This is a genomic window from Agrobacterium sp. ST15.13.015, from assembly GCF_027871645.1.
In the GTDB taxonomy this organism is placed as follows: domain Bacteria; phylum Pseudomonadota; class Alphaproteobacteria; order Rhizobiales; family Rhizobiaceae; genus Agrobacterium; species Agrobacterium leguminum.
In genome coordinates this window covers 61,198-85,985 of the sequence record NZ_JAQAHF010000015.1, presented here as the reverse complement: position 1 = coordinate 85,985, position 24,788 = coordinate 61,198, and the positions used below count along the sequence as shown (strand labels likewise).

Below are 24,788 nucleotides of genomic sequence, written 5' to 3'. Positions count from 1 at the left end.
TTAACCCCGCCCCCATACTAGATGGGGACGGGGCTTGGGAGGAGTTCTTACCAGCTGAACTCGCCGGCGTTTTTGCTGTCGACGACCATAACGTCGATCGGGACTTCCTTCGGCACGACGCGAGCGCCCCACTTCTGGGCGAGCGCCATGGCAAGGCCAACGCGAACCTGGTCACGCGGGAACTGCGCGGTGGTTTCGATGAAAGGACCACCCTCGGCAATCGCCTTCACAGCTTCCGGAGCACCGTCGACCGAGGTCAGCTTGATGTCCTTGCCGGAACCCTGGATCGCAGCCAGAGCGCCCATCGCACCGCCGTCGTTCACCGAGAAGATACCGGCGAGGTTCGGACGCGACTGGATCATGTTTTCAACGACGCCGAGAGCAACGGAGCGGTCCTGACGGCCGTTCTGCGTATCGACCAGCTTGATCTCGGGGAATTCGGCGAGAGCCGCCTTGCAGCCTTCGACGCGCTGCAGGATCGGAACGACCGGAATGCCGTCGAGAATGGCGACTTCACCCTTGCCGCCGAGCGCGTCACCGAGATACTTGCACGACTTGTAACCCGCGTCACGGTTCTTCGAGCCCACGAAGGTGTCGACCGGGCCGTTGGCGTTGGCGTCAACAGCAACGACGATTACGCCGGCAGCCTTGGCAGCGTGAACGGCGGCTTCGATGCCAGCGCTGTCGGTCGGGTTCAGAAGCAGAATGTCGATCTTCTGCTGCAGCATGTCTTCAACGTCAGAAATCTGCTTGGCCACATCGTGGCCGGCATCGGTCACGACAACGTCAGCGCCAATGCTTGCTGCGGCTTCCTTCAGCGCTTCCTGCATCGACACGAAATAGGGGTTGTTCAGCTCCTGGAAGGTCATGCCGATCTTCAGCTTTTCCTGCGCCAGCGCCGGAGCGGCCATCATTGCAATTGCGGCTGTCGCCATCAGAAACTTGGATTTCATTTTCATCTCACTCTTCCTCCCATTAGGAAAGTTGGGGCAACAGGTGCCCGTTTCCGGACAGACCTCTGCCCGAATTCTTAGAAATTGGCGATGTGTCGCTGGTTTACTCCGCCATCACAGCTGCCTTCTGGGCTGCAAAAATGGTTCGGAACCTCGACGGTGACATTCCCTTGAGTTTGAGGAAATGCCGGTTGAAATTGGAAAGGTTGGAGAAGCCAACATCGTAGCAGACCTCCGCCACCTTCACATCCTGATCCGCCAAAAGCATCTGGCAGGCGAGATCAATGCGTAACTGATTGCGATACCGCACCAGCGTCGTACCCGTATGGCGCTTGAAGGCGCGGGAAAAGGCGCTCGGACTCTGGCCCACCATGTCGGCCAGATCGATTTCCTCGACCTGCTCGGTCAGATGTTCGCGCAGATGCGACAAAGCGCGGTTGATGCCGCTATCGCCAATGCCCGTCAGATCAAGCTCGTAGCTCAGGCTTGCCAGCACCTCGGATGTCGACGCATTGACCAAGAGATCAAGAATTTCCCAGAAAAGCGCCAGACGCGTCAGGCCCTGCGCCTCGATAAGCCGAAGGATCAGCGGACGGACCCGATCGCTCGTCTCATCATCAAAGAGAATACCGCGACGGCTGCGATCCAGAAGCGCGTGCACCACTTCCATCTCGGACATGGAGGAGCAGGCATCTTCGATAAAGCTCTCCGGAAACTGGATCACGAGGGAACGTGTCGGCACAATTTCGTCCGACTCGATCTCGCTGATCCAGTTCTGGGGGAGATTGGGGCCGGTCATGATAAGCTGACCGGGGCCGAAGCGGCCGACGAAATCACCGATATAAAAGGTGCCGGATGTCGCGACGACCAGATGAATTTCATATTCGGGATGATAATGCCAGCGCACGGTGCGGAACGGATAGCCATGCCGCCAAGCAGCGAAAGATTCGCCCTTGCGGATGTGCACCAGTTCCAGATCGGGCTGCATCATAGTTCCTCCCATTCATACGTCCGCCGCATTCACGGAGCGGGCCATTCCTCTTTATGGCTCGTCCCAGGCGTTGATGAGGAGCATAGGGCGGGCCGTGGCTAAACATCCACATCACGCCGAAGAAATTGCTGATACTTTTTTGACTCATTTTTGTCGAGAAATGAATAGCCGCCCGATAGGACTGATTACGGACGCGGCGAAGGCGGCGATTTTTTCGCTCAATTTGCCGTGATGCGCTCAAACAATGCGCAACCGAATAGGATTTCTGGTGAAATTTTGACGTGTGGCCCGCCGGATGCCGGCAGGCCACACTCATACTTTTCCGCAACGTCTTTGCCGCTCAATCATCAGCGGCTGGCTTCGTTACTGCGGCATCACGATCTGCAGTTTCACATCCGTTTCCCGTGCTTCAACCGCACGGTCGAAACCGGCAATGCTGTCTTCAAAGGGAATGGTCGCGGAAATCAACGGCTTCAGATCAACCTTGCCGGAGGCGATGAGCGCAACTGCCCGGTCGTAAACATTGGCGTAACGGAAAACCGTTTCGACCCGCAGTTCCTTGGCCTGCAGGCCGACAATATCGACCGGAACCGGATCGACAGGCATGCCGACCAGCACGATCGCGCCGCCCGGCCGCGCCAGCTTTGCCATGCCGAGCACGGCGGGTGCTGCGCCCGAGCATTCGAAGACGATATCGCAGCCCCAGCCGTCGGTCGCCGCCGAGACGGCCTCGGCGAGATTGCGTTCGCGGATGTTGACGGTTTCGATGCCATCATATGCACCGATGATATCGAGCTTCGGCTGGGCGAGATCGGCAACGATGACCTTGGCGCAACCGCCGGCAAGCGCCGCCAGCGCCACCATCATGCCGATCGGACCAGCTCCAGTGACGACAGCGATATCGCCCGGCTGGATACGTGCCCGGAGCGCCGCCTGCATGCCGATGGCGAAAGGTTCGACCATGGCGCCTTCGGCGAAGGACACATTGTCGGGCAGCTTATAAGTGAAGGCGGCGGGATGAATGACCTCGGGCGTCAGGCAGCCATGGATTGGCGGCGTCGCCCAGAAGCGGACAGCCGGATCGACATTGTAGATGCCGAGCTTGGTGGCGCGCGATGTGGGATCGGGAATGCCGGGCTCCATGCAGACGCGGTCGCCCACCTTCAGATGCGTCACCTCGTCGCCGGTTTCGATCACCGTTCCAGACGCTTCATGGCCGAGCACCATCGGCGCGTTGACGACGAAATGACCGATCTTGCCATGGGTGTAATAATGGACGTCCGAGCCGCAGATACCGACCGTGTGGGTGCGGATGCGCACATCCCTGGGCCCGAGTTCACCGGATCCTGCTCCACCCGGAATGTCAAAATCCCTGAGCGAGAGCTTGCCCTTTTCTTCCAGCACCAGTGCCTTCATCTCATCCTCCGTGGTTTGCGATACGTCTGGCAGCGAATTCAGTGAGCGTGATGGCGTGCAACCCCGGCAAAAGTAAACAGAAATCGGCCGGAACGGCCGGTTTTTCTTCGCTCCGGAAAAACTGTATCGGACAGCCCGCGATTTCTCATCATCCGCGGCGCGACACTATCCTCAAGAGGCAGGAAAACCGGCATGATTCGTCCGCCCATTTCGCGATCATCGCGTGCTTGAAAGCCTCTGGGACCGGTAAACCCGTTCGCTCACATTTTTTCGCCGGGCAACACGCTTGCCTGCCTCACCCACTCCACGAACTGCGCTTCATCGAACGTATCCTCGCGGATATCGAGGTAACGGACTTTCGGATGTTTGGAAGTGCCGGGCGGCAAGGGCTGCAAGGATGCGCCGTTAAGGAAGGTCACCTTGATATATTTCGTGAAGCAGTGAAGGCTGAGGAACCAGATGTCGTCCTCCATGCCGTAAAAGGGCGAATTCCACTTCACAGCCTTGCGCACACCGGGCACGACACCTTCGATCAACCTGTCGATACGGCCACCCACCGCGCTTTTCCAACCCGGCATGGCGGCGATATAGGCCTGCACCGGGGTGTCGCCATATCCTTTTGCAATCTGAGGATTGCCACCCGACAGAAGCTTCGGCGTCGCAACCGATGGCTTGCTTCGGGAGACTTTGTCTGACTTCTTGCCGACCATCACCTTGGCCTCATGGGTCTCACAACAAGTGCTACCAATAACATGATCTGTGTCTATTCCAGATCTTTCTACACATTTTCCGTGATGATCGCCCAGCCGACGCGGAATAACAGATCGGCAGCTTTGCGGGTCAGTCTTTCCTGACCCGCAACCCCTCCAGAAAGGTTCGGAAACTTCCGACAGCCCGTTTCGAGGTCGTTTCCGGGTCGTCGGAATTGGCTATCCATTGGGCGGCGCTGCTGCTCGCCGCATTGATGAAGCGGGCGCATGCCTCCGGATCGATGTCGCCGATGGTGCCTTCTTCCCGGAGCGCATCCAGGCTTCGGGCGACAGCCGAGATACAGCCATTGGCATTCGGCCAGCGCGACGGATCGCCGAGCACGGCCGGCCCGTCACGAAACATGATCCGCTGGATTTCCGGTTCGAGAGCCATGCGCACATAACCGACATTCTCCTCGACGAAACCCTCCCATCGGGTCGCGGCCCTCGAGGAGATGTCACAGAGCCTCTTCGTCATCTCCGCATCGATCTCGGCCACAACCGCCAGCAACAGGCCTTTCTTGTCGCCGAAATGGTGATAGAGCGCGCCACGGGTGAGACCGGCTTCGGCGGTGAAGTCGTCCATCGACGCTTCCGCATAACCGATGCTGCCAAAGGCCTTGCGGCCGGCAGCCAGAAGCTTCGCCCGCGTCTCGGCAATCATTTCACTGCGAGGTTTGCGCATTTCTTCTCCATTTTCCACATACGACGCGTATATTAGTTGACATACGCGTCGTATGCAATTATCTCATTCACATACGCCACGTATGTATGTGGTGGACACCCTTAGAACAAGGTGCATCCCGATGTCTAATCCATACAGAGAAATTTTCCGGGCTCCAGGCGCAAAAGGCTTTTCCGCCGCCGGTTTCTTCGCCCGCCTTCCCATTGCCATGGCCCCGATCGGCATCGTCGCCATGCTTTCCCAGACTCATGGCGAATATTGGCTGGCCGGCGCCGTCTCGGCAACCTTCGCATTGACCAATGCCGCCCTCTCCCCGCAAATCTCCCGGCTGGTGGACCGCAAGGGGCAGAGCAAGGTCCTCATCCCCGCCACCATCGTCTCGGTCATCGCCTTTGCGGCGCTGATTATCGCGACAAATCAGAGATGGCCCGCCTGGACACTGTTCCTTTCCGCCTTCCTCGCCGCCGCCATGCCGAGCATTCCCGCCATGATGCGCGCCCGCTGGACGGAAATCTTCCGCGACCGGCCGGAGTTGAACACCGCCTTCGCCTTTGAATCCGCCGCCGACGAACTTGTCTACATCTCCGGCGCCTCGCTTTCCGTTGGCCTTGCGGTTTCGCTCTTTCCGGAAGCGGGCATGATGATCAGCACCACCTTCCTGGCGCTTGGCACCTTTGCCTTCCTTCTGCAACGCGCGACCGAGCCCAAGGTGCGGCCGGTTGAAAGCGGCCGCCGGCAGCGTTCGGCCATCTTCCTGCGGCCGGTCCAGATCATCACGCTCGCGCTGATCTTCGTCGGCTCCACTTTCGCCACGGCCGAGGTGAGCGCCGTCGCAATCACCAAGGCGCTTGGTCAACCGGAAGCCGCCAGCCTCGTCATCGGCGTCTATGCCATTGGCTCCTTCGTGGTCGGCCTCATTCTCGGCGCGCTCAACCCCAAAATGCCACTGCAACGGCAATTGCTGATCGCCGTCAGCGTGCTTGCACTCACCGCCCTGCCGCTGCTTGTCGCCAACACCTCGGTAGCACTCCTCGCTTTCGCCGTTTTCCTCAGCGGCGTTGCAATCTCGCCGATTTTCATCACCTCATTCGGCCTGATCGAGCGCCGCGTGCCGGAATCGATGCTGACGGAAGGCGTGACCTGGGTGATGACCGGCATCGGTATCGGCATGGCGCTCGGCGCCTTCGTCTCCGGCTGGGTGATCGACAATTTCGGCCCGGATAACGGTTTCTGGGTGTCCGTCGCCGCAAGCCTTTCGACAGTCGCCATCATCGCGCTCGGGCAGCGCAGCCTCTCCGGAGATCGCATACGGTCCGGCCCGGTAGCTGCAATGCAGCAGCCCGCGGAGTAAGGACAGAGAATCAAGGCCATCCCGGGCGAGAAGCCGCTCGGGATAAACCCGAATTTTCATGGGCTGGAATTGCGCATTCAGCCCATGCGTTCGGACACATATTCTCCGGGAGAGGCGGGAAAGACGACCGTCCTGTTTCCGTTCAGAAAGACCCGGTGATGAATATGGGCGTGGATGGCCCGTGCAAGAACCTGGCTTTCCACATCCCGGCCGAGGCTGACATAATCCATCGCGCTCTGGGCATGGGTAACGCGGATCGTATCCTGCTCGATGATCGGCCCTTCATCGAGATCGGCGGTGACGTAGTGGGCCGTCGCGCCGATCAGCCGCACGCCGCGCTCATAGGCCTGCTTGTAAGGGTTGGCGCCCTTGAAAGACGGCAGGAAGGAATGATGGATGTTGATGATACGGCCTGACATTTCCTGACACAGCCGGTCCGACAGCACCTGCATGTAGCGCGCCAGCACGACGAGCTCCGCTCCGGTATCCTGCACCACCTGCAGGATCGCGGCTTCGGCCTCGGGCTTCCTTTCCGGCGTGACACGAATGTGGTGAAAGGGAATATCCTCATTCACCACCTGCTTCTGATAATCCAGATGATTGGAAATTACGGCGACGATCTCGACAGGCAGCGCACCGATGCGGGAGCGATAGAGCAGATCGTTCAGGCAATGGCCGAAGCGCGAGACCATGATGATGACCTTCGTCTTTCGCGAAAGGTCATGAATATCATAATCCATATCGAAATCGGCCGCGACGGAACCAAACCCGTCAAGCAGTGCATCGCGTCCCGATCCCTGTTCGGAAACGAAGCTCAGCCGCATGAAGAAGCGGCCCGTCTCCTGGTCGGTGAATTGCGAACTGTCGTTGATGTTGCAGCCGGACCGGGCAAGATAACCGGAGACGGTGGCGACGATGCCGCTACGCGCCGGACACGCGACTTTCATGATATAGGTGATCAAATCCTGCTCCCCTGTCTTTGCCGCGCGGACGGATCGCCCGCGCTTTTGCGCCGATTGCCGATGACCGCCGGCCGTTGCCAGGACGGCGATTGAGACTTGCCGAAGCCCGGCAGGGCCGCTTACGAACCGTAGATCGGGAAGGCGTCGCAAAGCGCTGCGACCTGCGCCCGCACGTCGGCCTCGACTGCGGCGTCACCCTCGGCATTCGCCGCCAGCGCATCGATGACACGCAGGATCAGCGCACCGATCTGTTCGAATTCGGCGACGCCAAAGCCGCGCGTGGTGCCGGCGGAGCTGCCGAGCCGGATACCCGAGGTGACGAAGGGCTTTTCCGGATCGTTGGGAATGGCGTTCTTGTTGCAGGTGAGTCCCGCCCGCTCCAGCGCGATTTCGGCGATCTTGCCGGTCACGCCTTTCGGGCGCAGATCGACCAGCACCATATGGCTATCAGTTCCGCCAGAGACGATCCCCAGACCACCCTTTGTCAGCACGGCGGCAAGCGCCTGCGCATTGGCGATGACCTGACCGGCGTAATCCGCAAAGTCCGGGCGCAGCGCCTCGCCGAAAGCCACGGCCTTGGCGGCGATGACATGCATCAGCGGACCGCCCTGATTGCCGGGGAATACCGCCGAATTGAGCTTTTTCGCGAGATCGGCATCGTTGGTGAGGATAACGCCGCCGCGCGGACCGCGCAGGGTCTTGTGGGTGGTGGAGGTGACCACATGGGCGTGCGGCACGGGGTTCGGATATTTGCCGCCGGCGATCAGCCCGGCATAATGGGCCATGTCCACCATCAGATAAGCGCCGACTTCGTCGGCTATTCTGCGGAAGCCGGCGAAATCGATCTGGCGCGGATAGGCCGATGCGCCCGCCACGATAAGCTTTGGTTTCGTCTCCAGCGCCCGTGCCCGCACCTTCTCCATATCGATCAGATGGGTTTCGGCGTCGACCTCATAGGAGACGACATCGAACCATTTGCCGGACATGGTGACCGGCGAACCGTGCGTCAGGTGGCCGCCATGGGCCAGCGAAAGCCCCATGATCCGGTCGCCGGGCTGAAGCAGCGCCAGAAACACCGCCTGATTGGCCTGCGCGCCGGAATGCGGCTGCACATTGGCGAATTCCGCGCCGAAGAGCTGCTTCAGCCGGTCGATGGCGACCGCCTCGACCTTATCGACGAATTCGCAGCCGCCGTAATAACGCTTGCCGGGATAGCCCTCGGCATATTTGTTGGTCAGCACCGAGCCTTGTGCCGCCAGAACATCGGCGGAAACGATGTTTTCCGAAGCGATCAGCTCGATCTGCGTCTTCTGGCGGTCGAGTTCCTCGGCGATGGCGTCGGCGATCACCGTGTCCGAAACGGTATTATGCGACAGTCGGTTGAGCATTGTTTCCTCCTTCGAGATCAGGCGATGTCCGCCGCAAGTTCCTTGCAGCCGGTTTCAAGCAGATGGCCAAGATGCGATACGAAACTGTTCCAGACATCCATGCGGAAACGGTTTTCCGCATCGCGCCAGAGCACCACGCTGACGCCATCGAAAATCGTCCGGCGTCCCTCGCCGACGGCAATCGTGTCGATGTCGCGGGCGCAGCCCAGCGTCAGCAATTCGGCAGCCTGCGGACCTTCGATCAGGAGCGTCACTTCTCGTCCGGAAATATCGACGAGACTATGCGGATGGCCGGCGTAAACGCCTGCGCAGGCGGCGATCAGCCCGTCGACCGCGCTGACAGGTGCAAGCACGGTCCATTCGTCGGGGCCAAGGCGCAGGACTTCGATGTCGCCTGAAGCGGCGCGGAGGCCGATCCGGTCCGGCAGGGTAAGGCCAAGGGCGACGTTGAGCGGGGCGAGATCGCCGCGCGCCCGCAGCGACAGCCGCGCCTGCGCGGCCAGAATGCTGACCCGGGCTGCTTTGCTCTCGGCCAGCGTGCCGGGAACGGGGGAGGAAACGCGCATGTTCATTGTCATCTCCTAGAGCATTTCCAGTAAAGGCGAATTCGCCTTTACGTCCGGAAAATGCGCAAAAACAAAGAGTTATAGCATATCCGGCGAACTTGTGTTCGCCGGATATGCGCTAGTCAAATCTTCAGGCGGGTATTTTCGGGATCCACGAAGACCATTCCGGTGATTTTCGCGGCAATGGTGCGATCCAGCATGGGGATGTAGACGGTCTCGCCCATACGCTCATGACCGCCCTCCACCAGCGCCAACGCGATCGGCTGGCCAACCGCATCCGAATGGTAGGATGATGTAACGTGGCCGACCATTTTCATCGGGATAGGCTGTTTCGCATCGAAGACGATCTGTGCGCCCTCTTCCAGCTTGGAGCGGTCTTCGGTCAGAAGACCGACGAGGTGGCGGCGGCCCTTGGCGACGAGATCGGGGCGGGCAAGGCCGCGCTTGCCGACGAAATCCGGCTTGTTCTTGCCCACGGCCCAGCCCATCGCCGCATCATAGGGCGTAACCGTGCCATCGGTGTCCTGGCCGACGATGATGTAACCCTTTTCGGCGCGCAGCACATGCATGGTTTCCGTGCCGTAAGGCGTGATGCCATATTGCTGGCCGGCCTCCCACAGGATTTCCCAGAGCTTGCGGCCGAGCGGCGCCGGCACATTGACCTCGAAGCCGATCTCGCCGGTGAAGCTGACGCGGAACAACCGCGCCGGCATGCCGGCAACGGTGCATTCCACGCAGGACATGTGCGGGAAAGCCTCTTCCGTCAGTTCGATGCCTTGCACCAGCGGCGCGAGCAGCTTCGCCGCGTTCGGGCCGTTCAGCGCAATGGTCGACCACTGTTCGGTGGTCGAGGTCAGCCAGACATTGAGATCGGGCCATTCGGTCTGGAGGTAATCCTCCATCATGTTCAGCACGCGGGCGGCGCCGCCGGTTGTGGTGGTGACATGGAAACGGTCCTCGGTCATGCGGCCGATGACGCCGTCATCGCGGATGAAGCCATCATCGCCGAGCAGCAGGCCATAACGGCAGCGGCCGGCGGCAAGCTTCGTCCAGGGATTGGTATACATGCGGTTCATGAACTCGACCGCATCGGGACCGACCACCTCGATCTTGCCGAGCGTCGAGGCATCGAAAATGCCAACGCTCTGGCGCACCGCCCGGCATTCACGGCTGACCGCCGCATCCATGTCTTCACCCGGCTTCGGGAAATACCAGGCGCGACGCCATTGCCCGACCGGCTCATAAACCGCGCCGTGCTCCTCGGCCCAACCGTCGATCTGCGTCTTGCGCGTCACTTCGAAATGCGCGCCGCGGTGATAACCCGCAAACGCTCCGAAGGTCGTTGGCGTATAGGGCGGACGGAAGGTGGTCAGTCCCACCTGCGGCTGGCGCTTGCCCAGTGCTTCCGCCGCGATGTTGAGACCGTTGATGTTGGACATCTTGCCCTGATCGGTCGCCATGCCGTTGGTGGTGTAGCGCTTGACATGTTCGATGGAGCGCATGCCCTCACGCACGGCAAGCCGCAGATCCTTGGCGGTCACGTCATTCTGGTAATCCACGAAAGCCTTGGCCTTGCCGGCATCGCGGTCGCTCGGCAGTTCCGTGTGCGAGACGCCGCTGCCGGTACGGTCATGTTCCACCGCATGGCTGGAACTATTGGCGGCCTTGCCGAGTGCGGCGGCGACGTCGCGACCCCGTTCCGCACCGTCCTTCAACGCGGCCTCGATGCCCCACAGCCCTCGCCCGGCCCCGGCAATGACGCAATCCTCGTTAGTGAGGGCAGGAAGGAACGTAGTCCGTTCATCGTCCCAGGCGATCTTGCCCTGCGTATGGGAAAAGAGATGCAGCGACGGCGTCCAGCCGCCCGACATCAGCACCGCATCACAGGCAATCTCCTGTCCCGCACCGACCGACGCGCCATTAACCGCATTGACCCGGACGGACTTGACCCGCAGCCGGCCCGAGGTCGCCGTGACCGTATGCGACAGCTTGACCGGAATGCCGAGCGCGCGCGCTTCGTTCACCAGTTCCTCGCGCACCTTGGCGCGGGTATCGACAATGGCCTGAACACGGGCACCCGCGCCCTGAAGATCGAAGGCGGCATACCAGGCGCTGTCATGGCTCGTCGCCACCACCGGCCGGTTACCGACCTTGACGCCGTAACGGTTGAGATAGGTCTGGGCAGCCCCCGCCAGCATCACGCCCGGACGGTCGTTGCCGTGGAAGACCAGCGGCTTTTCCAGCGCGCCCTGCGCCAGCACCACCTGGCGCGCCCGAACGCGCCACAGGCGCTCGCGCGGCGTATCTTTCGGCACGGTTTCCAGATGGTCGGTCAGCTTTTCGCAAAGGCCGATCATGTTCTGGTGGTAATAGGCAATCGCCGTCGTGCGGGTCATCACCCTGACGCCGCGCTCTTTCAGCGCCTTCAACTCATCCGCCAGCCAGTTCCATGCGGGCTTGCCGTCGATCTTCGCCTGCGGCTCGGACAGAAGCGTACCGCCGGCTTCGGCATTTTCATCGACCAGCACGACCTTCAGACCATCGACCGCCGCCGCACGCGCTGCCGCGAGACCCGCGGGACCGGCGCCGACGATCAGCACATCGCAATGCAGGTTGCGCGAGGCATAGGTGTCGGGGTCCTCCTCCGTCGGCGAAACGCCGAGACCCGCAGCCGCGCGGATGAAGGGCTCGTAGACCTTGTTCCAGAAGCTCTTCGGCCACATGAAGGTCTTGTAATAGAAGCCCGCCGAAAACAGCATATAGGCCATGTCGTTGACCGCGCCGATATCGAATTTCAGGCTCGGATATTTGTTCTGCGAGGTGGTTTCCAGCCCGTTCCAGATTTCCTGCACCGTGGCGCGGGTGTTCGGTTCGAAACGTCCGGCGCCGCGGCGGGTGCCGATCAGCGCATTCGGCTCCTCGGAACCCGCCGCCACCGGGCCGCGCGGGCGGTGGTATTTGAACGAGCGGCCCATCAGATGCACGCCATTGGCGAGAAGTGCGGAGGCGACCGTATCGCCCTTCACACCGCGATAGGTCTTGCCGTCGAAGGTGAAGCTCACGGAGCGGGCGGCATCCACACGGCCACGGCCGGAAACGCGATAAGAGTTCATTTCGACACCTCGGAACTGGCTGGTGCACGGGTCAGGGAAGAAAGTTCAGGACGCGGCTCGCCCGCCCGATAGGTCGTGAGGAAACGGTCGCTCACCGTGTCGCGCACGGCGTTGAAAAAGCGGCCGCAGCCATGCAGGTGCCGCCAGCGCTCGAAATGCGGGCCCTTGACGTTTTCGCGGATGAACAGGAATTCTTCCCATTGCTCATCGGTCTGCGACGAGGGATCGGCGGCGCGGGTAATATGGGCCTGCCCGGCATAGGTGAATTCGGCTTCCGGCAGTGTTTCGTTGCAATACGGGCAGCGGATCAAAAGCATCGTCGTATCCTCAGTGCGCCACGGCTGCGGCGGCGGCCTCGTCGATCAGGCGGCCGGAACGGAAGCGTTCCAGCGTGAAAGGCGCGTTGATCGGGTGCGGTTCGTTTTTGGCGATGGTCCAGGCGAAGGTATGGGCAGCGCCGGGCGTGGCCTTGAAACCGCCGGTACCCCAGCCGCAATTGACGTAAAGGCCGGCAACCGGCGTCTTGCCGAGAATGGCCGAGCGATCCGGCGTCACATCGACGATGCCGCCCCATTTGCGCAGCATCCGCATGCGGTTGAAGATCGGGAAGATCTCGACGATGGCCGCGATGGTATGCTCGATCAGCGGCAGGCCGCCGCGCTGCGAATAGGAGGTATATTGGTCCGTACCTGAACCGATCACCAGCTCGCCCTTGTCGGACTGGCTGATATAGGCGTGAACCGCGTTCGACATGACCACGCAGGGGAAGATCGGCTTGATCGGCTCCGACACCAGCGCTTGCAACGGATAGCTTTCGAGCGGCAGGCGCACGCCGGCCGTGTCCATGACGACCGAGGTGTGGCCGGCGGCGGAAACCGCGACCTTCTTCGCCTTGATGAAGCCCCTCGCCGTCTCGACGCCCGCGACCGAGCCATCGGCATTGCGGCGAATGGCCGTGACCGGGCAGTTCTGGATGATATCGACGCCGCGGGCGGCAGCGCCGCGCGCATAACCCCAGGCGACCGCATCGTGGCGCGCCGTGCCGGCCCGTTCCTGAAGCGCGCCGCCCATGACCGGATAGCGGGCATTCGGCGCAATGCTGAGCGGCGGGCAGTATTCCTTGCATTCTTCCGGGGTGAGCCAGCGATTGTCGACGCCGTTCAAACGGTTGGAATGGATGTGGCGCTTGAAGCTCTGCACGTCATGGACGTTATGCGCCAGCATCAGCACGCCGCGCCTTGAATACATGACGTTGTAGTTCAATTCCTGGCTCAAGTTCTCCCACAGATCGACGGCGTGATCGTAAAGACGGGCGCTCTCGTCATAGAGATAGTTCGAGCGGATGATCGTGGTGTTGCGGCCGGTATTGCCGCCGCCGAGCCAGCCCTTGTCGATGACGGCGACATTGGTGATGCCGTGCTGGCTGGCCAGATAATAGGCAGCGCCCAGACCATGGCCGCCGGCGCCGACGATGACCACGTCATATTCGGCTTTCGGCTGACTGTCGGGCCACTGCTCGTCCCAGTTCTTGTGGCCGGTCAGGGCATTCTGCAAAAGATTGAAAGCATTAAAACGCGTCATGAGCGGACCCGATGGTTGGAAAATCTCGTGTCGCAAAAGCTAGGAGCATTTGCCGCGCCCCGGCTGGACAATCGCGTCTGTTTGCATGAATATTTGCGTCATGACCTCACCCCGCGCCAGAAAACGCCTCAGCGTCGCCTTCCTGCTTGCCGACCGCTTCACGCTGTCGGCCTTCGCGAATTTCGTCGATGTGCTGCGCCTTGCGGCCGATGAGGCGGACCGTTCACGGCCTATCCTGTGCGAATGGTCGGTGCTCTCGGCGACCATGAGCAGCGTGCAGTCGAGCTGCGGCGTGAAGGTGCAGCCGGATACGCGGCTGATGGACGCCGGGCATTACGACTATATCGTCGTTGTCGGCGGTTTGATCAGCGATCACAGCGCCCTGCCGCAGGAGGCGCTGCGCTTCCTGAAAGAACGGGCGGCGGCGGGCGTTCCCATCGTCGGGCTATGCACCGGCGTTTTCATCCTGCACGAGGCCGGCCTGCTCGATGGTTATCGCTGCTGCGTAAGCTGGTTCCACCGTCAGGATTTTCTCGACCGTTTCGATACCGTCCAGATGATCTCCGACCAGATCTTCGTCATCGACCGCGACCGGCTGACCTGTTCCGGTGGCCACGGCGCAGCGCATCTGGCAGCCTTCCTCGTCGAGCGTCATGTCGGCCAGTCCGCCGCCATCAAAAGCCTCAACATCATGATGATCGACAGCGCGCTGAGCGGCGAAAAGCCTCAACCCGGCCAGCAGAGCACGCGCAAGGCCAACGATCCCCTCGTCAAAAAAGCAATCCTGCGGATGCAGCAGAATATCGAGGTGCCGAGAACCGTGCTGGAACTGGCGAATGATCTCGGCCTTGGCCGCCGCAGCCTCGAACGGCGTTTCCTGAACGACCTCAGCGCAACGCCTTCGAAGGTCTATCTCGAGCTTCGACTGGATCGCGCTCTGTCGCTGCTGCGCACGACGCGTGACAGCATCACCCAGATTTCGCTCGCCACCGGTTTTTGCGATGCGCCGCACCTTTCCCGCACGCTACGAGCCGAGCGCGGTTTCACCCCCAGCGAATATCGCAAGACTCAGGCCGGCCACGTCGCAACCGAAGAGGAATTCGCCGTCGGCGTGCTGCTTCCACAATCCTGAACATCCTGCCTCTGTTCTAGGAACCCGCACCCATGAAGGTCACCCGGGTAAGAGCCGTATAGCTGGATTCCGAGGCCATCAGGGCTGCGAAGACGAGCACAAGAACCGGCGGAAGCAGGATGGCGTAGACCAGGACCAGCCGTTCCCAGGCCATGTGCATGAAAATCGCCATGATCAGCCCCGCCTTCAGGATCATGAACAGGATGATGAGAGACCATCTCGGATAGCTCTGAATGCCAAGATAATCGACCATATAGGAGAAGGCGCTGAGGACGAAAAGCAGTCCCCAGACCACCATGTAAAGTCTTATCGGATGCTGCTGTCCCTGTTGTGACTGTTGCTGTGCCATGATGCCATCCTCACTCACCACAGATAGAAGAATGCGAAGATAAAGACCCACACCAGATCCACGAAGTGCCAGTAGAGCCCGGTTATCTCGACGATCTCGTATTGCCCCTTGCGGCTGGTGAAGAACCCCCGCCTTTCTTCATCGAAATCTCCCCGCCACACCTTGCGCGCGACGATGAGAAGAAACAGGACGCCGATGGACACATGGGTGCCGTGAAAGCCCGTGATCATGAAGAAAGCCGAACCGAACTGCGCCGCACCCCACGGGTTTTCCCAGGGGCGAACGCCCTCCGCGATCAGCTTGCTCCATTCGAATGCCTGCATTCCCACGAATGTCGCTCCAAGCGCCGCCGTCGCCACCATCAGCGCTGCGGTTCTGCGACGGTCGCGGCGATAGGCGAAGTTGACGGCCATGGCCATCGTGCCGCTGCTGCTGATGAGAACAAAGGTCATGATGGCAATCAGGATCAGCGGAATGTGCCGGCCGGCAATCGTGAGCGCGAAAACCTCGCTCGGATTGGGCCAGGCCGCGGTGGCCGACATGCGCGCCGCCATATAGGCCAGCAGGAAACAGCCGAAAATGAAGATATCGCTCAGAATGAATATCCACATCATCGCCTTGCCCCAGGAGACGTTCTTGAACGCCCGCTGGTCCGATGACAGATCGGCGGCGGCGCCGCGCAGTCCCGCCGGCCGCAGATGCGGATCACTTACCGGTCTTTCCTCTATGGATGCGGCCATGATCGACACTCCTCAGGTGACCAATTGACGGCAGAGATCGACGAAACTGTTTGCCCAGCCGGCGAAAAGCGCAAAAAGGACCAGCCAGACGGCCAGCATGAAATGCCAGTAGATGGCGCACAGCTCCACACTCAGGCGCATCCTTGCCGACAAGGGCTCGCTCCGGGCACGGATTGCGGTGCGTCCAAGCACGAAGAGCCCGCCCAATATATGCAGGCCGTGCAGGCCGGTGATCATGTAGAAGAAGCTGTTCGATGGGTTATCCGCCAGAACATAGCCTGCGGAGATGAGTTGCCGCCACGCCAGGAATTGACCGGCGACAAAGAAAACAGCCGTCGCAAAGGCTGTCACAAGAGCCGCATTCAGCCTGCCGCGATGATCTGGACGGATTTCAGTTTTCGCCCATTGCAGCGCCAGACTGCTGGCGGAAAGCGCCGCGGTGTTCACCCATAACAGTCTGGGGATCGGGATACCCCACCAGTCGGCGCCGCCCATGCGGCCGAGATAGGCGCTGATGAGCAAGGTGAACAAGGCACCGACAACCGCCAGAAATATCCCAAGTCCGACTTTCGCGATTGTCGCCGACGATCCCTGCATCTGCGGCGCATCACCTGCCAGACCGACTTCCAGCCAGGGCTTCGAGGCCAGCCGCTGCCGCGCCATCCACCAGCCGATGATGCCGGCGATCCCGGCCATGAAGACGAGGATGGCGCTCATGACACAGCTCTTTCGGAAGGCCCGGCCGCAGCCGGCTGGTTTTGCGGCAGGAAGTCCTCAGCCGCGCCGGGCACGCTGTAATCATATGGCCAGCGATAAACGACCGGCAGTTCCTTGCCCCAGTTGCCATGAACCGGCGGGGTCTGCGGCGTCTGCCACTCCAGTGTCGTGGCCCGCCACGGATTGCCGACCGCCTTTTTGCCCCAGCGCAGGCTCCACTCGAGATTGAACACGAATAGCAGTTGAGCCGCACCGACGATGAGCGCGGCCATGGTGATGAATATGTTCAACGTGTGCGCCGAATCTGGAATGAAGGCGGTTTCGCCCAGCTCATAATAGCGGCGCGGCACACCCATCAGCCCGAGATAATGCATCGGGAAGAAGATGGCATAGGCACCGAGAAAGGTGATCCAGAAATGGACGTGCCCCATCGCCTCGTTCAGCATCCGGCCCGTGACTTTCGGATACCAGTGGTGAATCGCACCGAAGATCACCATGATCGGCGCGACCCCCATCACCATATGAAAATGGGCGACCACAAACATCGTATCCGAAAGCGGCACATCGACGACGACATTACCGAGGAAGAGACCCGTCAATCCGCCATTGATGAATGTGACGATGAAGGCGAGCGCAAACAGCATCGGCAGGGTGAGATGGATATCGCCGCGCCAGAGCGTCAGCACCCAGTTATAGACCTTGATCGCCGTCGGCACGGCGATGATCAGCGTCGTGGTTGCGAAAAAGAACCCGAAATTCGGGTTCATGCCGCTGACATACATATGATGCGCCCAGACGACGAAGCTCAGCGCCGCGATGATGACGATCGCCCAGACCATCATGCGGTAGCCGAAGATATTCTTGCGCGCATGGGTGCTGATCAGATCCGAGACGATGCCGAAGGCGGGAAGTGCGACGATATAGACTTCCGGATGGCCGAAGAACCAGAACAGGTGCTGGAACAGGATGGGACTGCCGCCATCCTGCTTCAATTGTTCGCCCATCTCCACGATGGCCGGCATGAAGAAGCTCGTGCCGAGCAGCCGGTCGAACAGCATCATGACCGCGGCGACGAAGAGCGCCGGGAAAGCGAGCAGCGCCATGGCCGTCGCCGTGAATATGCCCCATATCGTCAGTGGCATGCGCATCAGCGTCATGCCCCGCGTGCGTCCCTGCAACACGGTGACGACGTAATTCAGCCCGCCCAAAGTAAAGCCGATGATGAACAGGATCAGCGATGACAGCATCAGGATGATGCCCCAGTCGCGCCCGCCCGGCGTTCCAGAAAGAAGCGCCTGCGGCGGATAGAGCGTCCAGCCTGCGCCCGTCGGCCCGCCGGGTGCGAAGAAACCGGCCACCAGCACAAGGACGGCGGAGAGGTAGAGCCAGTAGCTTAGCATATTGGCATAGGGAAACACCATGTCGCGCGCGCCGAGCATCAGCGGGATCAGGTAGTTGCCGAAACCGCCGAGAAACAATGCAGTCAGCAGGTAAATCACCATGATCATACCATGCATGGTGATGAACTGATAATAATGTTCCGCATCGATGAAGGAGAAATAGCCGGGAAAAGCGAGCTGCAGCCGCATCAGCCAGGAAAGCACCAGCGCCACCATGCCTATTGCGATGGCTGTCAGGAAATATTGAATGGCAATGATCTTGGCATCCTGGCTGAAGACATATTTCGTCCACCAGTTTTTCGGGTGATAAAGCTCGACGTCCTCGACTTCAGCGGGCTGAATGACCTGCCCGGCGCCGGATCCAATCTCGACCATGTTCCATCCTCCCTGTTCCCCCGATGCGGCCTTCCCTTCCAATCTGCACGGCGCTCATCTGGCCACCGACGTTTCCGCCGAAGCCAGCAGTTTCGAGAAAGTCGGCTGCTGCTGCAGCCAGGCCTGATAATCGGTCTCGGTATCGACGACGACGGTACCGCGCATCTGCGGATGGCCCACACCGCACAGTTCCGCGCAGAGAACCTCGAAAGTTCCCGTCCGGGTCGGCGTGAACCAGTAATAGGTGACCGAGCCGGGGATCATGTCCATCTTGGCCCGGAACTCCGGCACGTAGAAATCATGCACGACATCGACCGCGCGCAGCAGCATTTTAACCGGCCTGCCGGCGGGCAGATGCAACTCGCCGCCTTCAACGATGACATCGTCCATTCCGGCGGGGTCATTTCTGTTCAGGCCGAGCGGATTGCCGGGTCCAATAGCGCGCGTATCCGCCCGCCCGAGCCGTCCGTCCGCTCCCGGCAGCCGGAAACTCCATTGCCATTGCTGACCGACGACTTCCACTTCGCTTGCACCGTCCGGTACGGTTACGAACTGGTTCCATACGAAGAGGCCCGGCAGAAGCATTGCAGCCACCCCAACCCCGGTTCCGCCCGCCAGCCACCATTCCAGGCGCTTGTTTTCGGGCTCGTATGCCGCCCGGTTTCCGGCGCGGTGCCGGAAGCGGAACACGCAATAGGCGACGAACAGCACAACGGCCGAGAAAACGAAGCCGGTGATCCAGAAAGTGATGATGATCGTATTGTCGATATAGCTCCAGTTCGAGGCTATCGGCGTCCACCACCACGGGCTTAGCAGGTGGAATACGATCGATCCCACCACCAGCAGAACGAGAATCACAACGACAGCCATCGTCTCCTCCCGTTACCCGGCCACGAATACTTCTACAACTCCATCGCGAGGTATATTAGAATTATCTCATAAATTGATCGGGCGAGCAATTATGGTAGCGCCTGCGGCAGGGTCCCCTTCCTGTACTACGGCCTCAATCAGGAAGGCACTCGCGGAAAGCAGACAGATCGGAAGAAACGATACCACATGGCATCCCCGCACTCTCCATGGTCATCCCAACCGCTGCGGCTTCCTCAGCGGGGCCGCAACGGCAGTAAGGATGATCTACGGATAGATTTCCTCTATGAATTCAGGGCGTACGGCGTGGATAATCGGACACGATCATTTTCCGATAGAGGTGCCAGGTCGCGTGGCCGAGGATGGGCATGACGACCGCGAGGCCGATAAATACCGGGATCGTGCCGACGACGAGCAAGGCCGCGACGATCAATCCCCAAAGCGCCACCGGAACCGGGTTGGCAAGCGTGGCGCGGATGCTCGCATCCACCGCCGCGACTGCGCCGACATCCCGGTCGAGCAGCAACGGGAACGCCACCACCGTTGTCGCCAGCACGACGACCGCAAAAACGAAACCGGCCAGATTGCCCCAGACGATGAGGGAGAGACCTTGCGAGGTCGTCAATACGTCCGACAGAAAGGTGGAGAGCGAGACCGGACCGGTCGCATCGAAAGTCGCAGTGTAGATGCTCTGCGCAACAATCAACCAGACGACGAAAAGCACGAAAAGCATGACGGCGACCGCGATGATCGACGGCAGGGCCGGAGAGTGCCGAACCTCCAGTGCGTGCCGCCACGAGCTATCCAACCCCTGCTCGCGTCGTCGACTGATTTCATAAAGCCCGATGGCCGCGATCGGACCAATCAGTGCAAAACCCGACATCAGCGGATAAATAACCGGCAGCAGATTGGCGCCGGAACTCCACATCACCAGAAAAACGCCGGCGATCGGATACATAAGACAGAGAAAAACATAGTGGGACGGCTTTTCTTTAAAGTCCTCAAGTCCCAGCTTCAACGCATCCACAATATCCGGGATGCCAATCTTGCGGACTTCCGGGCGGGCAAATTCGCCACTCGCACCGGCCATGACATGGAATGCCGTCATAGCACTTCTCCTCCTGCGCCATGATCCGGCTGGCGGTACAGGAACGCTCGGTGACTTCTATCGACGCGTCAAACCGCAACCGGCTGTTTTGTAATTTATCAAATTCTGTCGCCTTTGTCGCCTGTTCTTTAAATTGGAGAAATCAGACGCCCGCTGCCGGCACGGTCGGCAGAACCGCACTCGTGCAGGTTTTGGATCGTTGCCAGCTCCGTGCACTGTCTATGGCGCGTGCGAAGCGGGCATGGTCTTCGGCATCGACCGATCCGTCGGGCGCGAATATCTCGGCATCGCCTCGCAGGGCCGCGACATCGACGCCGCACAGTTCCGCCAGACCGAGCGCCGTCAGCTCGCGCATGGCGGGCACGCAAATGGTTCGGCCGCTGGCGGCGGCCAGAAAGCGGGCGAAATAACGGCTGTTCGACAAGCCGCCATCGATGGAGATCGTGTCGCCTATGGGGGCGACGGCCGATGCCGCCTCGATCAACCGTGCCGTCAGCAGGGCAATGCCTTCCAGCACGGCACGCACCATGTCACGCCGCTCGGTCGCGTGGTCCATGCCGATGAACAAAGGCACCGCCTGCCTGTCCCAATAGGGCGCGGCAAGGCCCGAAAGGGCGGGCACGAAGACAAGGCCGCGGCGAATGGCCGATGGTCCCTCGAAACCGTCGAGTTCGGCATTTTCAGCATAGAGGCCGATCTTTTTCGCCCATTCGAGCGCCGCGCCGGCATCATAGATCCCGCCTTCGATGGCGAAAACCACAGGCGCCCCCTGCATTTGCCAGCCAATGGTCGGCAGAAGCTCTCCCGTCAACGGCCGCCCGTGACCGGCAACGGCGAGTAGAAAGGCCCCGGTTCCGAAGGTTGTCTTGCAATCGCCGGCTTTGCGGCAGCCATGCCCATAAAGCGCTGCCTGCTGATCGACGATGGAAACGCGGATGGGCGTTCCGTCAACCGCGCCGAAGCCACCATCGACAGGGCCGATTGTGGGCAGGCAATCCAGCGGCACGCCGTGAAGCGCGCAGAGTTCCGGGCTCCAGTCTCCGGTTGAAAGATCGAGCAGACCCGTGCGCGACGCCGTTGCAAGGTCGGTGCGGAAACAGCCCGTCAGCCGGTCCAGAAAAAAAGCATCGGTGGTGCCCAGCCGCAAACGGCCTGCCGCGCGTGCCTGTGCCACTGCCGGATTGTGCCTGACCAGCCAGGCCAGTTTGCTGGCCGAAAAATAGGGATCTAACGGCAGCCCGCAAATCTCTTTCGAACGATCCGTTGCCGAAGGCGGCAGGGCGGAGAGCGCTTCGGCGGTGCGGGCATCCTGCCAGACGATGACCGGCGACAGCGCCTCGCCGCTCACGGCATCCCACGCCAGGCAACTCTCGCCCTGATTGGCGATGGCGATGGCATCCACCGGCCCGGCGGCAGCCAGCACTGCGCGGATGTTGCCCAGCAGTTCTTCCGGATCATGTTCCACATGGCCGGCGGCCGGATAAAATTGTGCGTGACGCCGGCTGGCCACGACCTCCGCCGTGCCGCCATCGCTCACCACAAGGCACCGGGTCGATGTCGTTCCCTGATCGATTGCGGCAATGCGCATCAATTGGCCTCCTGAAAGTGAAAAGCAATCTGCCCCGCTTCAAACGCAGCGCCGGGAATGGGCACCAGCACACGGCGTTCAGGACGCCAACGGCCGGTCTTGCTCCACACGTCCGTTCCGTCGAGATGAAGCGAAAGCCGGCCTTGAATACGTCTGGTGAAACGAAGCTGAAAATCGCGAAATGCGGGTCTGTCGAGCCCACCCGGCCGCAACATGGCGGGAACCGCCAGCTTGAGCGGATCGGCGAAGGTGACGGGCACCCCCGGTGCGCCGCATGGTTCCCGGGCGAGATCGTCAGCCACCGCCGCGCCAACCCGACGGCCTTCGCGAAACGCCCAGCCGCCCGTTTCCACGGCTCGCAAGACATTCCCGCCGGCGAAGAATATCGGGTTGGGCATCCGTCCGTCCTGATCGATCAGCGGCCCGGCGCTGCCTGCCGCAACATCCACGGGGGATGCATTGAGAAGCGCTGCCTCCGGCGTGAACCGCCCGGTGAGCAGAACACCGTCGCATTGAACCGTCAGGATGCGACCGTCCGCCAGACGGATATCGGCTTCTTCGACCCGGCCGCATCCGCGAATATCCGTGAGTACCGCGCCACAATGAAAGGGCACCCCGGCCAGTCGCGGAAACCAATGGAAAGGCGACCGCGCCAGCGGATGCGGTTCCGGCTCGATCATCGCCACAGGCCGGGCGCGATGCGTCAGGCAGGTTAGAAGCGCGGAAAAGGAAACCAGTTCCGAACCGACGATGAGCGGCCGACGAAAGGGCATGATGCCGTGAAAGGCGACATAGGATTGCAGCGTGCCGGTGGTGACCACACCCACCGGCCGGTCGCCGGGCAGAAGACGCGCGGAGCGTGGTTTTTCCCGAGCGCCGGTGGCAAGCACGATACGCCGGGCCTTCAGCGTCTCGACGCCGCGCGCCGACGTCACCAGCAGCGCGCCATCCTGCCCGAGTTCCACCACGGAATGACCGGTGCGGATATCGACACCCGCATCCTGCGCCTGCCGCTGCAGGCGTTGCGCATAGGCCGGGCCGAAATAGACGCGTCCGAACTCACGCATGCCGAAGGGCGAATGCAGGCAATGCCGGGTTGCGCCACCAAGGGCCGGCTCACGCTCGAGGATCATCACGCGGGCGATACCGCGCGCTTTCAGCTCCAGCGCCGCCGCCACGCCCGCCGGGCCGCCGCCGACCACGATGACATCCGCACTCATCGGTCGCCTCCCTCGTGAACGGCAAGCGGGATCGCCAGGCGGTCGCCCGTCATCGCGGCCAGCCGCGCGTTGCAATAAAAGCCTTGGCAGCGGCCCATGCCGGCGCGGGTGCGGCGCCGCAGCCCACCGAAATCGCCCGGCGGCACCGGGCTTAAAAAGGTCGCCTCAATCTCGCGACGGGTGACGAGTTCGCAATGACAGACGATTTCGCCGTGATCGGCACGCTGCCAGTCCCGCTCGCAGGTTTCCGTCAGGTTGGGCATCGTCACGTCGGGAACTGAGGGCGGTGAGACAAAATGCGTGCCGAAACCTTCGTGAAGCTTCAGCGCATGTTGCGCCAGACCGAGTGCGGCGCTGAGGCCCGTGGAGCGAACGCCGCCGAGCGTGATCGCCCGCCGGTCCGGCCGGGCGGAAATGCGGTAATGCTTCTTTTCAGACGCCGGTCGCAGACCGGCATAAACGGCGGTTACGGAAACGGAAGCAAGCGCCGGAACGATCTCCGCGCCGCGTTCCAGCAGTGCTTCCAGCGTCGCCGTCTCGACCGTCGCGCGCTCCCGGTCTTCCTGCTCTTCCGCCGTCGGGCCGACGAGAACATTACCGAAAGCGCTGGGGCACACGACGATGCCCTTGGTGATTTCGGTCGGAACGGGCAGGACGATGCGCGGCACATGCCGGCGGGCAGCCTTGTCCAGCACCACGAACTGCCCCTTGCGGGGCTTGATGGCGAAGTCCGGCGAAAGCCCCAGACGCGCGTCGACAATATCGCCGAACAGCCCGGCGGCATTGACAATGCTTGCGGCAAGGATAACGCCGGCCGTCGTCTCGATCCGCCACGCGCCGTCGAACGCACCGGACAGGACTTCCGCGTTGCGCACCAGCTGCGCGCCGAGCGCCACCGCCTGCGTAAGATAGCCAAGCGGTGCGGACCAAGGATCGATGATATGTTCACCCGGAACGTCGAGCGCGGCGACAAGGCGGTCGGACAGGCCCGGCATGGTTTCGCGAGCCTGCCCCGCTGTGAGAAGCTCAAGCCCGGCAATGCCGTTGCGCCGCCCCTGATCGGCAATCGCCTGCAGTTTTTCCGCCTCGTCCGGGTTCCAGGCGCAGACCAGCGCGCCTGTTTCGACGAGGCTGAGGCCCATCTGCGCATGAATGGAGAGATATTCCTCCCGGCCGGCCTTCACCAGTTCCAATTCCAGACTGCCTTCTGGCGCATCGAAACCGGTATGGAGGATGGCGCTATTGGCCTTGGAGGCGCCGGAGAGGATATCGGGGCCTTTTTCGATGACCACCACCTTCGCACCGGCCAGCGCGAAACGGCGGGCGACCGCGCAACCGACCACACCGGCGCCGATGACGGCGACATCAAATTCCGTGGAGGGGGTTTCAGCCATGGCCTTCCCTTTGCCTTCGTCTTTCAAAGCGAAATCAGCAGGCGCGACGGATCGCGCCGATGCAGCAGCAGCGTTCATAAACGGGAGTGAAATTCGCGCCTGTGCCAGTAGGGGCAGCCAGCGCCAGCCGGCAGCCCCACGAC

General features: G+C 61.3%; 22 protein-coding genes. 2 read left to right on the top strand and 20 right to left on the bottom strand.

Going from position 1 to position 24,788, the window contains the following annotated elements; translation table 11 throughout:
- Positions 1 to 47: 47 nt before the first annotated feature.
- The 5 genes from PIB16_RS21260 to PIB16_RS21240 form a co-directional block, all read right to left on the bottom strand.
- A complete protein-coding gene (locus PIB16_RS21260) occupies positions 48 to 959 on the bottom strand; it encodes an ABC transporter substrate-binding protein (RefSeq protein ID WP_271046307.1) in 912 nt (303 codons plus the stop codon).
- A gap of 97 nt (positions 960 to 1,056) precedes the next feature.
- Positions 1,057 to 1,941 carry an AraC family transcriptional regulator gene (locus PIB16_RS21255; protein WP_271046315.1) on the bottom strand — a complete coding sequence of 295 codons (885 nt, stop codon included), beginning with the start codon at positions 1,939 to 1,941 and terminating at the stop codon, positions 1,057 to 1,059.
- Between the two features lie 366 nt (positions 1,942 to 2,307).
- Positions 2,308 to 3,360 (bottom strand): NAD(P)-dependent alcohol dehydrogenase, encoded by a 1,053-nt coding sequence (locus tag PIB16_RS21250; protein WP_065654939.1) that lies wholly within the window; start codon positions 3,358 to 3,360, stop codon positions 2,308 to 2,310.
- A gap of 260 nt (positions 3,361 to 3,620) precedes the next feature.
- Positions 3,621 to 4,070: a DUF1801 domain-containing protein gene (locus tag PIB16_RS21245; protein WP_271046306.1), complete on the bottom strand. Its 450-nt coding sequence runs from the start codon at positions 4,068 to 4,070 to the stop codon at positions 3,621 to 3,623.
- 130 nt (positions 4,071 to 4,200) lie between these two features.
- On the bottom strand, positions 4,201 to 4,794 hold the full coding sequence (locus tag PIB16_RS21240) for a TetR/AcrR family transcriptional regulator (protein ID WP_020812322.1): 594 nt from the start codon (positions 4,792 to 4,794) through the stop codon (positions 4,201 to 4,203).
- Between the two features lie 121 nt (positions 4,795 to 4,915).
- Between PIB16_RS21240 and PIB16_RS21235 the strand changes: the two genes are divergently transcribed.
- A complete protein-coding gene (locus PIB16_RS21235; RefSeq protein WP_065654937.1) occupies positions 4,916 to 6,145 on the top strand; it encodes an MFS transporter in 1,230 nt (409 codons plus the stop codon).
- Positions 6,146 to 6,222: 77 nt separating this feature from the next.
- On the opposite strand, the gene purU is transcribed toward PIB16_RS21235, so the two are convergent.
- The 6 genes from purU to PIB16_RS21205 all read right to left on the bottom strand — a co-directional run bounded on the left by purU (position 6,223) and on the right by PIB16_RS21205 (position 13,755).
- Entirely contained in the window at positions 6,223 to 7,107 is an 885-nt protein-coding gene (gene purU / locus PIB16_RS21230) for a formyltetrahydrofolate deformylase (RefSeq protein ID WP_081307782.1), read from the bottom strand.
- Positions 7,108 to 7,226: 119 nt separating this feature from the next.
- Positions 7,227 to 8,495, bottom strand: coding sequence for a serine hydroxymethyltransferase (gene glyA, locus PIB16_RS21225; RefSeq protein WP_065654936.1), 1,269 nt, complete (start codon positions 8,493 to 8,495; stop codon positions 7,227 to 7,229).
- A 17-nt stretch (positions 8,496 to 8,512) separates the two neighbouring features.
- Positions 8,513 to 9,067: a sarcosine oxidase subunit gamma gene (locus PIB16_RS21220; RefSeq protein ID WP_065654935.1), complete on the bottom strand. Its 555-nt coding sequence runs from the start codon at positions 9,065 to 9,067 to the stop codon at positions 8,513 to 8,515.
- 116 nt (positions 9,068 to 9,183) lie between these two features.
- Positions 9,184 to 12,174 carry a sarcosine oxidase subunit alpha gene (locus PIB16_RS21215; protein ID WP_065654934.1) on the bottom strand — a complete coding sequence of 997 codons (2,991 nt, stop codon included), beginning with the start codon at positions 12,172 to 12,174 and terminating at the stop codon, positions 9,184 to 9,186.
- Positions 12,171 to 12,491, bottom strand: a complete 321-nt coding sequence (locus PIB16_RS21210; RefSeq protein ID WP_003504489.1) for a sarcosine oxidase subunit delta — start codon at positions 12,489 to 12,491, stop codon at positions 12,171 to 12,173. Before PIB16_RS21210 ends, PIB16_RS21215 begins: the two co-directional genes overlap by 4 nt.
- Before the next feature lie 10 nt (positions 12,492 to 12,501).
- Complete coding sequence (locus PIB16_RS21205) at positions 12,502 to 13,755, bottom strand: sarcosine oxidase subunit beta family protein (RefSeq protein WP_104679855.1); 1,254 nt, start codon at positions 13,753 to 13,755, stop codon at positions 12,502 to 12,504.
- Between the two features lie 85 nt (positions 13,756 to 13,840).
- Between PIB16_RS21205 and PIB16_RS21200 the strand changes: the two genes are divergently transcribed.
- Positions 13,841 to 14,887, top strand: a complete 1,047-nt coding sequence (locus PIB16_RS21200; protein ID WP_065654932.1) for a GlxA family transcriptional regulator — start codon at positions 13,841 to 13,843, stop codon at positions 14,885 to 14,887.
- 16 nt (positions 14,888 to 14,903) lie between these two features.
- On the opposite strand, the gene PIB16_RS21195 is transcribed toward PIB16_RS21200, so the two are convergent.
- The 9 genes from PIB16_RS21195 to PIB16_RS21155 form a co-directional block, all read right to left on the bottom strand.
- Positions 14,904 to 15,236: a cytochrome C oxidase subunit IV family protein gene (locus PIB16_RS21195; protein ID WP_065654931.1), complete on the bottom strand. Its 333-nt coding sequence runs from the start codon at positions 15,234 to 15,236 to the stop codon at positions 14,904 to 14,906.
- Positions 15,237 to 15,250: 14 nt separating this feature from the next.
- Complete coding sequence (locus PIB16_RS21190) at positions 15,251 to 15,976, bottom strand: heme-copper oxidase subunit III family protein (protein ID WP_065654930.1); 726 nt, start codon at positions 15,974 to 15,976, stop codon at positions 15,251 to 15,253.
- Between the two features lie 12 nt (positions 15,977 to 15,988).
- Complete coding sequence (locus tag PIB16_RS21185; protein WP_271046305.1) at positions 15,989 to 16,693, bottom strand: cytochrome c oxidase subunit 3; 705 nt, start codon at positions 16,691 to 16,693, stop codon at positions 15,989 to 15,991.
- Positions 16,690 to 18,468 (bottom strand): cytochrome c oxidase subunit I, encoded by a 1,779-nt coding sequence (locus PIB16_RS21180; RefSeq protein WP_065654928.1) that lies wholly within the window; start codon positions 18,466 to 18,468, stop codon positions 16,690 to 16,692. Before PIB16_RS21180 ends, PIB16_RS21185 begins: the two co-directional genes overlap by 4 nt.
- A gap of 54 nt (positions 18,469 to 18,522) precedes the next feature.
- Positions 18,523 to 19,338: a cytochrome c oxidase subunit II gene (locus tag PIB16_RS21175; protein ID WP_065654927.1), complete on the bottom strand. Its 816-nt coding sequence runs from the start codon at positions 19,336 to 19,338 to the stop codon at positions 18,523 to 18,525.
- Positions 19,339 to 19,627: 289 nt separating this feature from the next.
- Positions 19,628 to 20,443 (bottom strand): DUF2189 domain-containing protein, encoded by an 816-nt coding sequence (locus tag PIB16_RS21170; RefSeq protein WP_065654926.1) that lies wholly within the window; start codon positions 20,441 to 20,443, stop codon positions 19,628 to 19,630.
- Between the two features lie 142 nt (positions 20,444 to 20,585).
- Entirely contained in the window at positions 20,586 to 22,031 is a 1,446-nt protein-coding gene (locus PIB16_RS21165; protein WP_065654925.1) for an FGGY family carbohydrate kinase, read from the bottom strand.
- Positions 22,031 to 23,251 carry an NAD(P)/FAD-dependent oxidoreductase gene (locus PIB16_RS21160; RefSeq protein WP_065654924.1) on the bottom strand — a complete coding sequence of 407 codons (1,221 nt, stop codon included), beginning with the start codon at positions 23,249 to 23,251 and terminating at the stop codon, positions 22,031 to 22,033. Before PIB16_RS21160 ends, PIB16_RS21165 begins: the two co-directional genes overlap by 1 nt.
- Positions 23,248 to 24,645 carry an NAD(P)/FAD-dependent oxidoreductase gene (locus tag PIB16_RS21155; RefSeq protein ID WP_065654965.1) on the bottom strand — a complete coding sequence of 466 codons (1,398 nt, stop codon included), beginning with the start codon at positions 24,643 to 24,645 and terminating at the stop codon, positions 23,248 to 23,250. The genes PIB16_RS21160 and PIB16_RS21155 overlap by 4 nt, the downstream gene beginning before the upstream one ends.
- Positions 24,646 to 24,788 lie beyond the last annotated feature (143 nt).

Coding starts and splice junctions, on each gene's coding strand:
- PIB16_RS21260 (WP_271046307.1), bottom strand. CDS start 959: ATGAAAATGAAATCCAAGTTTCTGATGGCGACAGCCGCAATTGCAATG.
- PIB16_RS21255 (WP_271046315.1), bottom strand. CDS start 1,941: ATGCAGCCCGATCTGGAACTGGTGCACATCCGCAAGGGCGAATCTTTC.
- PIB16_RS21250 (WP_065654939.1), bottom strand. CDS start 3,360: ATGAAGGCACTGGTGCTGGAAGAAAAGGGCAAGCTCTCGCTCAGGGAT.
- PIB16_RS21245 (WP_271046306.1), bottom strand. CDS start 4,070: ATGGTCGGCAAGAAGTCAGACAAAGTCTCCCGAAGCAAGCCATCGGTT.
- PIB16_RS21240 (WP_020812322.1), bottom strand. CDS start 4,794: ATGCGCAAACCTCGCAGTGAAATGATTGCCGAGACGCGGGCGAAGCTT.
- PIB16_RS21235 (WP_065654937.1), top strand. CDS start 4,916: ATGTCTAATCCATACAGAGAAATTTTCCGGGCTCCAGGCGCAAAAGGC.
- glyA (WP_065654936.1), bottom strand. CDS start 8,495: ATGCTCAACCGACTGTCGCATAATACCGTTTCGGACACGGTGATCGCC.
- PIB16_RS21220 (WP_065654935.1), bottom strand. CDS start 9,067: ATGAACATGCGCGTTTCCTCCCCCGTTCCCGGCACGCTGGCCGAGAGC.
- PIB16_RS21215 (WP_065654934.1), bottom strand. CDS start 12,174: ATGAACTCTTATCGCGTTTCCGGCCGTGGCCGTGTGGATGCCGCCCGC.
- PIB16_RS21210 (WP_003504489.1), bottom strand. CDS start 12,491: ATGCTTTTGATCCGCTGCCCGTATTGCAACGAAACACTGCCGGAAGCC.
- PIB16_RS21205 (WP_104679855.1), bottom strand. CDS start 13,755: ATGACGCGTTTTAATGCTTTCAATCTTTTGCAGAATGCCCTGACCGGC.
- PIB16_RS21200 (WP_065654932.1), top strand. CDS start 13,841: ATGAATATTTGCGTCATGACCTCACCCCGCGCCAGAAAACGCCTCAGC.
- PIB16_RS21195 (WP_065654931.1), bottom strand. CDS start 15,236: ATGGCACAGCAACAGTCACAACAGGGACAGCAGCATCCGATAAGACTT.
- PIB16_RS21190 (WP_065654930.1), bottom strand. CDS start 15,976: ATGGCCGCATCCATAGAGGAAAGACCGGTAAGTGATCCGCATCTGCGG.
- PIB16_RS21185 (WP_271046305.1), bottom strand. CDS start 16,693: ATGAGCGCCATCCTCGTCTTCATGGCCGGGATCGCCGGCATCATCGGC.
- PIB16_RS21180 (WP_065654928.1), bottom strand. CDS start 18,468: ATGGTCGAGATTGGATCCGGCGCCGGGCAGGTCATTCAGCCCGCTGAA.
- PIB16_RS21175 (WP_065654927.1), bottom strand. CDS start 19,338: ATGGCTGTCGTTGTGATTCTCGTTCTGCTGGTGGTGGGATCGATCGTA.
- PIB16_RS21170 (WP_065654926.1), bottom strand. CDS start 20,443: ATGACGGCATTCCATGTCATGGCCGGTGCGAGTGGCGAATTTGCCCGC.
- PIB16_RS21165 (WP_065654925.1), bottom strand. CDS start 22,031: ATGCGCATTGCCGCAATCGATCAGGGAACGACATCGACCCGGTGCCTT.
- PIB16_RS21160 (WP_065654924.1), bottom strand. CDS start 23,251: ATGAGTGCGGATGTCATCGTGGTCGGCGGCGGCCCGGCGGGCGTGGCG.
- PIB16_RS21155 (WP_065654965.1), bottom strand. CDS start 24,645: ATGGCTGAAACCCCCTCCACGGAATTTGATGTCGCCGTCATCGGCGCC.